The sequence below is a fragment of the Mesorhizobium sp. CA4 genome, from assembly GCF_020165075.1.
In the GTDB taxonomy this organism is placed as follows: Bacteria; Pseudomonadota; Alphaproteobacteria; order Rhizobiales; family Rhizobiaceae; genus Mesorhizobium.
This window is the reverse complement of the sequence record NZ_JAIUHK010000070.1, coordinates 1-8,301: the sequence shown is the minus strand read 5'-3', so window position 1 is coordinate 8,301 and position 8,301 is coordinate 1. Positions and strand designations below refer to the sequence as shown.

Below are 8,301 nucleotides of genomic sequence, written 5' to 3'. Positions count from 1 at the left end.
CCGCCTCTGTCGTCGTGGCGCTTCCATGAAGAACCTGGCCCATAGCGCATCCTTTGATTCGGAGGATAAGGATGCCCTATCAAAGCCTGGGATCAAACAGCTAGTCTAACCGCAAGGCCTACTGAACGGTGATCTCGGTCCGCTCGCCGGCCTTGATCGTCACCGGCACTTCCTTCTCCTGGCCTTCAGCCGACATGTGCCGCACGACGACATAGTCGCCGGCCGGGATCGTCTGCTGCCAGCTATCGCCATAGGTCAACCCAAGCGACTTGCGCTTGCCTTCGATGTCCTTCTTCGACGAGAAGACCTCGATCGAATAGGCGCCGGGCGCCGACATCGCCAGCACGCCGGCATCGAGTGCAACCTTGATGTCCTGATTGTCGCCGGCCTTGATGCTGAAAGGCTGCTCGACAACAGCGAGATCGAGCGTGGTGAGCGCGACATAGTCATCCGGCGGCAGCCAGAACTTGCTGTCCGGACCATAGGAGTGCTCCACGCTTTCACGCGAGCCGTCGATCTTCTTCTTCGCCTTGACGATCTCGAAGCCGATGCCGGAATTGTCGGCCTTGTCGCCGCCGACGGTATAGTAGGCATTGAGCACGGCATGGCCGACGCCGACGACGATGTCCTTCTCGACGGTCTGTCCGGCGGCAAGCTGGATGGTTTCGGTCACGGTGCCGGCACCGATCTGCACCGTCACCTTCTGCTCGCCGGCGGGTACCGTGGCCTTGGTGTCGCCATAGTGCGTGGTGCTGCCGCCCGGATAGGCGAAGTCGACACGCGCTTCGCCGCTGATCTCCGAGCCCTGGCTGGCATGCGGGTGGATGACCAAAGTTCCGGCGTTCAGCGTGAACAGCGGGCTGTAGGTCTTGCCAGCCTCTATCTTGATCTTCTGCTCGCTCCTTGCCTCGTCGTCGCGGCCGGCGACGATGTAGTCGCCCGGCTCGAGATTGGTCTTGAGCACGCCATACTCGGTCGTGACTTGGTCGCCGCGCGTGCCGTCGGCCGCGGCTTTGTAAATCTCCCAGGCATTGCCATCGGTGATCGGATCGCCACCCTCGGCCATGACCACGCTCGGTGTGAAATTGAATTCAGGCTTGGCCGGCTCGGGAGCGGGAGCCGGCGCCGGTTCGGGAGCCGGCGCGGGAGCCGCAACGGTCTCGACCAGCGCTTCCTGAAGCGCCTTCTCGTCCGAGGCCTGGATGTATTTGCCGCCGGTGTTTTCGGCGAGGCAGGCGATCTGCTTGCCCTCGTCGGCGGTCAGCCCGAAGCCGACGACATCGGCGGTGAAGTCGACGCCGCTTTGCTTCAGCTCCTTGCCGAGTGCGCAAGGATCGCCGCCGCAGGTCTCAAGCCCGTCGGTGATCAGCACCACGGTTGCCTTGTCCTCGGTGTACTTCAGCGCCTCGGCGGCGTGCTTCACGGCGGCCGTGAGTGGCGTCTTGCCCAGGAATTTCATGCTGTCGGCCGCCGCCGAAATAGCGCTGGCGGAGCCGGCCTGCGGCGGCACGATCAACTCGATGTCGTCACAGCTGCCCTTAGTGCGATGGCCATAGGCCATGAAGCCGATTTCGTCGTCGGCCGGAACCGACTGCAGCACGGTGCGCAGCGATTCACGCGCGATCTCCAGCTTCGGCTTGCCGTCGATCTGGGCCCACATCGAGCCCGACGCATCGAGGATGATGATGACCTTGTTGGCGGCAAAGCCAAAGCTGGTCATCGAAAAAAGGAGGATCGCCGCAGCGGCGCTCCGCATCAGTCCCGCCATCAAAATCTCCTGAGAACAACCCTCGTCCGCGCTGCGAAGGCTATTTGACGCGGCCCCTGGAGACAAGCCCGCCCGAGAATGAAGGGCGGTCGCTCTAGTAGGTGGTGCGCCGCTCTTCCGAGGGCGGGCGACCGAACTGCAGCCGGTAGCTCTGCGCGAAATAGGAATGCGAGGTGAAGCCCGTGGCGATCGCCACGTCGAGGATCGGCATGTTGGTCTGGCGCAGCAACTCGCGCGCGCGTTCGAGCCGCAGCCGCATATAGTAGCGGCCGGGCGTCGCGCTGAGGTGACGCAGAAACAGGCGCTCGACCTGGCGAACCGAAAGGCCGGCCGACTTGGCGAGTTGCACCGCCGACAGCGGCTCGTCGAGATGGTCGGCCATCAATTCGACGATACGCCTGAGCTTTTCCGACTTGCCGGTGAGATCGCGCTCCGGTCCCAGGCGCTGGCGGTCGCCTGCCGAGCGGATGCGCTCGTGCTGGAACTGATTGGCGACGCCATTGGCAAGGTTGGAGCCGAAATCGCCGCGCACGATCTCCAGCATCAGGTCGATCGAGGTGGTGCCGCCGGCGCAGGTGTAGCGCTTGCGGTCGATCTCGAAGACATTGCCGGTGCAGTTGATGTCGGGAAAGCGCTCCATGAATCCGGCGCGGTTCTCCCAATGGATGGTGCAGCGATAGCCGTCGAGCTGCCCGGCTTCGGCCAGCAGATAAGAGCCGACCGACAGCGCGCCCAGCGCATTGCCGCGCCGGCCCCAGCTGCGCAGCGCCGCCAGCACCTTGCTCTTGCCGGGGAATTCGGTGGTGAGCCCTACCGAGACGAACAGGATGTCGACCGGCGGCATGTCGGCGACGGAATAGTCGATCTTCAGCGGCAGACCGTTGGAGGCCATGACCGCGTCGCCATCGGCCGAAATCGTCGTCCAGCCATAGAAGTCGCGGCCGAGCAGGCGGTTCGCCGAACGGAAGCAGTCGATGGCCGCGGCCAGCGAGAACATCGAGAATTTGTCGACCAAGAGGAAGCCGAACTGGCGGCCGCCCTGAACGGGATCGTTCGTGATCGGCCGCTCGAGAGCGGGATGCGACTGGGTCGAGTGGGGCATCCTGCTCTGTCCCTTTATTTCAGCCGCATTTGTGCAACGCCAAGTGGTTCCACTTGGCTGCAAAATGCTGGGGAACAGTCAGGTTCGGCAACGCCAAGGCTTTCTCAAATCAGAAGGACGGCCGCTTCAGTCCGGCCGCGAGGTAGGCGGAAGCTACAGTGTTCGCCATCAGCATGGCAATGGTCATCGGCCCGACGCCGCCCGGCACCGGCGTGATGGCGCCCGCGAGCTTGGCCGCCTCGGCATAGGCGACGTCTCCGACCAGGCGGCTCTTGCCTTCGCCCTTCTCGGGCGCTGGGATGCGGTTGATGCCGACGTCGATGACGGTCGCGCCGGGCTTCACCCAGTCGCCCTTTACCATTTCCGGGCGACCGACGGCGGCCACCAGGATGTCGGCGGTGCGGGCAAGCGCCGGCAGATCCTTGGTGCGGCTGTGGGCAATGGTCACCGTGCAGTTGGCGGCGAGCAGCAGATTGGCCATCGGCTTGCCAACGATGTTGGAGCGGCCGACGACGACGGCGTTGAGGCCTGACAGGTCCTTGCCGCGCACGCGCTCGATCAAAAGCATGGAGCCGGCCGGCGTGCAGGGCACGAATGCGGTCTCGAGCTCGCCGGTGCCGAGCTTGCCAACGTTGATGAAGTGGAAGCCGTCGACATCCTTTTCCGGCGCGATCGTCTGGATCACCTTGCCGGCGTCGATATGGCCGGGAAGCGGCAGTTGAACGAGGATGCCGTGGATCGAGTTATCGGCATTCAAGTCGCCGATGATCTTCAGCAATTGTTCCTCGGTGGTGTCGGCCGGCAGCGTGTGCTGGAGCGAATGGAAGCCGCATTCCTTGGCGGTGCGCGATTTCGAGGCGACATAGACCTGGCTTGCCGGATCCTCGCCGACGATCACCACCGCAAGGCCGGGCTTGGTGGCGCCTTTGGCCGAAAGCTCCGACGTCAGCGCCTTGACCTTCGAAACCACATCCTCGGCGACACGCTTTCCGTCGATCACTTCGGTCATCACGAACTCTCCGTTTTGAGGCCGCATCGATGCGTGCCCCATGCCTCACTCCCGCATCCCGATCCGCCGACGCAGGGCGAAGTCGGCCGAAATGCAGCGCGGCATTTTCACGAAAATTCGACAAGGCAATCCCGTCAAAGCGTCGTCGGATGCCGTAAACCCGAAACCGGCTGCTTTTATCGAACCGCAAGCGGTTTAGAAACACGGGCGATCTGGAAATGCGGGCGCTTTAGAAATAGCGGCGCGCGCGGCTTTCGGTCAGCTCGCGCACCGCCTCGCGGAATTCGCGCAGGCTAGCGCGGATCTCGTCGATCTCGCCCTGCTGGTCGGCGGCTGGCTGGCGAATCTCGCCACTGGCAGGAGATTGCTGATCGTAAGAGGCGGGCGATGCCGAATGATGATCCTCGTACGGATCGGTCCGGCCATGGTCCGGCCGATATGAATAGGAATAGCCCTGCTCGTATGGCGGCCGGAAATTCGTCCGCTCCTGCGTCTCAGCTCCGGCATAACGCTCTTCACGGTCAGGCGCGCGCCAGGCGCTTTCGGGCGGGACAGAGTCCAGATCGACCATTTCAGCCGGCTCGCGCCGCATGAGATAGCGAACCGCCGAGGCCAGCGAGCCGAAGAGTCCCGCACGGCCGGCGTCGTTGTCGGGCGTCGGTGGCGGCGTGACGGATTGCGCCGGAGCCGGCGCGGCGGCCGATACCGGCGGAGGGGCCGAGGGTGAGGCAGGCGGCGGCTTAAGCGAAGCGGCTGGGGGCGGCGTGTAAGATGCCGCCGCTGGGTGCGGCGCGAATGACGGAGCTGGCGGCGGCGTGAATGACCGAACCGGAGGCGGAGCAACAGGTGGAGCCGGCGGAGTCACGAGCGGCGGCGGCGCCGGCGGCGGAGCGGCCCGGTTGGAATTGCTCTCCACCATGGGACCACGCTCATCGACCCTCCGCCGCGAGCGGTTGTCGGCCGTCTCGCGCAGGCTTGCATAGACGCCGCGCAGCCCGCCGAGGCCGATGCCGGCGAACAGGCCGGCGAACAGGCCTGCCAAGGCCATCACCGCGCGCGACGGCCCCTTGGCCTGCAGTGGCGCATAGGCATCCGAAATGACGCTGATGTTGGCGGTGTTGATATCCTTCTGCTCGCCGGTTTCCTTGGCGCGCAGCAGGAACTGCTCGTAGACCGAACGCTTGGCGGCGGCCTCGCGCTCCAGCTCGCGCAGCGAGACCAGATTGTTGTTGACGTCGCCGCTCTGCACCTTGGCTTGCGCCAGGCGCGACGACAGGTCCTGCTCGAGCTGGACGGAGCGCTTCAGGTCGACCTGCAGCGAGGACGCGATGCGCTGCAGCTCGGCGCCAATGCGCTCACGCGCGCCGGCGAGCTGGGCGTTGAGCGCCCCGATTTCCGGATGCCGCGGTCCGAGCTTGACCTCGGCGCGGTCGGCTTCCTGCTTCAGCGCCGCGTATTGCGAGCGCAGCTCGCTCATCATGTTGGAGTTGATCTCTTCCGGCAAAGTGCCGCTGAGGACCGAATTGACGTTCAGCGAGCGTGCCGAGGCGGCGCGGGCATTGAGCTCGAGAGTGCGGGCGCGGGCGACGGAAAGCTGCTCGTTGAGCTTGAGCATCTGGTCGTCGCTGATCAGGTGGCCCTGCGCATCGACAAGATCGTGCGTCGCTCTGAAATCCTCGACGTTGCGCTCGGCGGTCTCGACGCCCTTGCGCAATTCGTCGAGCCTGGCGGTGAGCTCGTCATTGGCGCGGCCCGCCGTGCTGGACTGGATCTCGCTGGAGATCTGCCTGAAGGCCTTGACCATGGTGTTGGCGATCAAGGCGGATTTCTCCGCGTTCTGCGTCGTGGCGCTGACCGAGACCACGAAGGTCTTGCCGCCACGCTCGACGTCGAGGCTTTCATACAGATTGCCAACCGCCAGCGCGCGCTTACGCGCCTCATCGGCGGCGCCCGCATCCTGCCGCGACAGGAGCGAGCGGAGCGTCGACATCATGCCAAAGCCGCCCTCGCCCTGGCCGTTGAATTCAGGATCGTTGGTGAGGTTGAGGTCGGTGACGACCTTGTTGAGAACGGTTCCCGAGGTCAGGATGCGGACCTGGTTCTCGACGATGGCGAGCGTCGCATCCGAGGCGACCACGTTCTGCGTCAGGTCGCGATCGGTGAGCTTGAGGTCGCGCGGGTCGACGATGACGTCGGTGGTGGCTTCATATTTCTTTGGTGTCGACAGCGCGATGGCGACGCCGAGCGCGGCACCAAGAATGGTCGTCGACAGGATCAGCGCCTTGGATCGCGTGATACCGTGAATGACCTGCATCGGGTCGATCAGCGGTTTCCATTCCTCGGTATCGCCGCCGGCTGGCGGCCGGCGCGTATGAGGTTCGGAAGCGGCTTGCGGCTGATGGCGCTCCGACGGGGATTCATAGAACGGCCCGGATGAAGCGGCCCGATTTCTTGCGCGCCAGTCATACTCGGTTTCGACCGGCTCCGGTTCCGCTTGCATCTGGTCGGGGCCAAATCCTTCGGTATCGCCGGGGCGCGGATTCAACTTCGCTTCGCGTTCGGAACGCGCGGCGCGGTGGCGCGCGGCGGCGTCCTCGTGCCAGGAGGAATTGGCCCGGTCGCCGATCGAAACCGTGTTGTCGTCGCCACGCATGGCTTGGCCTAGCGCGAGCAGAGAACGCTCGCGCCTCCAGTCATCACGGTTATCCCTGTCGACCATTGTCCTGGAACTTACTCTCTGGCGGCTTGCGCGCGGCGGATCGGCCAATCGTTAAGTCACGCTAAACGGGCATAGGAAACAAACGGTTAATTTTGCACCCGGGCCTGCACGGTTTCTCGCCTTGTTCGCGGCATTTCGGCGCCGCCGCACGGGCGCCAGAACGCCGCGTTAAACTTCTAAGCCTATTTGTCACCCCGGATATGACCCAGGCCAGCGACATGCCGCAAAGGCGGAGCTTCGCGCGGATCGGCCACTTCGTGGCCACCCGCCGGAAACTGGTATTCGACTATTTCTCGGCGATCAGCGGCGCCGGCGGCCGGTTGGTGTTTTCGCTCGCCTATTTCATCGCTTTGGCCAACACGCTTTCGATCGCCGAATTCGGCATGTTCGCGACCGCCTCGGCCGCCGGCATCATGCTGTCGCGCATGCTGGCCTTCGGCTTCATCTCGGCGCTCTACCGCACCGCCACGATCCGTCCCAACCTGATCGGCACCTTCACCGCCGGTTTCCTGCTTCTCGGCGTCTTGTCGCTGCCGTTCCTCGCCGCAGCGTCCTACGGCGTCTATCTGATCTTCTTCGCCGGCACCGTGCCGCTATCGGCCTTCGCCGCTGTCGTCTTCGCCGAGGCGCTTTTGTGGCGGCCGGTCGAAGTGGCGCTGATCGTCAACAACGGGCTCGGCAAGTTCGGGCGGGCGGCCGTGCTCGCCATCCTGGCGACGGCGCTCAGGGCGGTCGGCGCGATCCTGTTCATGCTTGGCGCGCGGCACACGATCGGCGTCTGGTCGCTGTTCTATATCGGCGCCAATGCCGCCTCGCTCGTCGTCGCCTTCGTCTTCTTCTATCCGCGCCAGAGGCTGAGGCTGCGCGCCGAGCTCTATTTTCGCCGGCTCGCCGATTCCGTCTACGTCGCCGGCTCCGAAGTGCTGTTCTATCTGCAGATGGAGTTCGACAAGCTGCTGGTGCTGTCGATCGGCGGGCCGCACCTCGCCGGCATCTACGCCATCATCATGCGGCTGGTGGATCTCACCGCGATCCCGATCCGCACCTTCTCGATGATGCTGGTGCAGCGCATGATGCGTGCGCCAGAGCTTCTGTCGCGGCTGGCGGTAAAGAGCGGTATCGAAGGCGGCGTGTTCCTGGTCTCGACGCTGGCGCTGGCATCGCTCGGCATCGTGCTGCATTTCTTCCCGAACGCGCTCGGCAAGAATGTCGCCGAGGCAGCGCCGCTGGTGGCTCTCGCAGTCTGCGTTCCCGGCCTGCGCAACCTCGTCGAATACCAGGCCGAGCTGCTCTTCGCGCGCGGCCAGACGGCGGTGCGGGCGATCAATCTCGGCCTGCTTGCCGGCCTGAAGGCGGTGCTCTTGACCTATGTGCTGACGACGATCCCCGACACGCCCAACCTGGTGTTGTCGCTCAACATCGTCTTCCTGCTGCTTTATCTCGCCTCGATGCTGCTGACCTATTCGGCAATGCGCCGGCCGGCCAAGGCGATCTAGCGTACCTGCTGGCAGCCGAGGTCGGCGGTTCTTTAACTGGGCAGACCCATCGTTTGGGGTCGGGGCGAAGCCTTCGGGGTCGTCATTCCAGGGCGGAGCAGGAGCGAAGCTCCGTCGCGGAGACCCTGGAATCCATTCCGTAACCCCGGCCGCAGAATGCAGCGGAGCAGAATTCTGCACCGTCGCAACGCTCTGACGTTACGGAAT

The 8,301-nt window shown here is 64.5% G+C and carries 5 protein-coding genes; 1 reads left to right on the top strand and 4 read right to left on the bottom strand.

All coding sequences use genetic code 11. The features are described from left to right. Positions 1-118: 118 nt before the first annotated feature. The 4 genes from LB528_RS29865 to LB528_RS29850 form a co-directional block, all read right to left on the bottom strand. Positions 119-1,768, bottom strand: a complete 1,650-nt coding sequence (locus tag LB528_RS29865) for a vWA domain-containing protein (RefSeq protein WP_224717222.1) — start codon at positions 1,766-1,768, stop codon at positions 119-121. A gap of 94 nt (positions 1,769-1,862) precedes the next feature. After that, positions 1,863-2,870, bottom strand: coding sequence for a GlxA family transcriptional regulator (locus tag LB528_RS29860; RefSeq protein WP_224717221.1), 1,008 nt, complete (start codon positions 2,868-2,870; stop codon positions 1,863-1,865). 109 nt (positions 2,871-2,979) lie between these two features. Further along, positions 2,980-3,879, bottom strand: coding sequence for a bifunctional methylenetetrahydrofolate dehydrogenase/methenyltetrahydrofolate cyclohydrolase FolD (folD, locus tag LB528_RS29855; protein ID WP_224717220.1), 900 nt, complete (start codon positions 3,877-3,879; stop codon positions 2,980-2,982). A 229-nt stretch (positions 3,880-4,108) separates the two neighbouring features. Next, positions 4,109-6,598, bottom strand: coding sequence for a GumC family protein (locus tag LB528_RS29850; RefSeq protein ID WP_224717219.1), 2,490 nt, complete (start codon positions 6,596-6,598; stop codon positions 4,109-4,111). A gap of 200 nt (positions 6,599-6,798) precedes the next feature. On the opposite strand from LB528_RS29850, the gene LB528_RS29845 reads away from it, so the two are divergent. Then, positions 6,799-8,094: a lipopolysaccharide biosynthesis protein gene (locus LB528_RS29845; RefSeq protein WP_224717218.1), complete on the top strand. Its 1,296-nt coding sequence runs from the start codon at positions 6,799-6,801 to the stop codon at positions 8,092-8,094. The last annotated feature ends 207 nt before the right edge of the window (positions 8,095-8,301 follow it).

Coding starts and splice junctions, on each gene's coding strand:
- folD (WP_224717220.1), bottom strand. CDS start 3,879: ATGACCGAAGTGATCGACGGAAAGCGTGTCGCCGAGGATGTGGTTTCG.
- LB528_RS29860 (WP_224717221.1), bottom strand. CDS start 2,870: ATGCCCCACTCGACCCAGTCGCATCCCGCTCTCGAGCGGCCGATCACG.
- LB528_RS29865 (WP_224717222.1), bottom strand. CDS start 1,768: ATGGCGGGACTGATGCGGAGCGCCGCTGCGGCGATCCTCCTTTTTTCG.
- LB528_RS29850 (WP_224717219.1), bottom strand. CDS start 6,598: ATGGTCGACAGGGATAACCGTGATGACTGGAGGCGCGAGCGTTCTCTG.
- LB528_RS29845 (WP_224717218.1), top strand. CDS start 6,799: ATGACCCAGGCCAGCGACATGCCGCAAAGGCGGAGCTTCGCGCGGATC.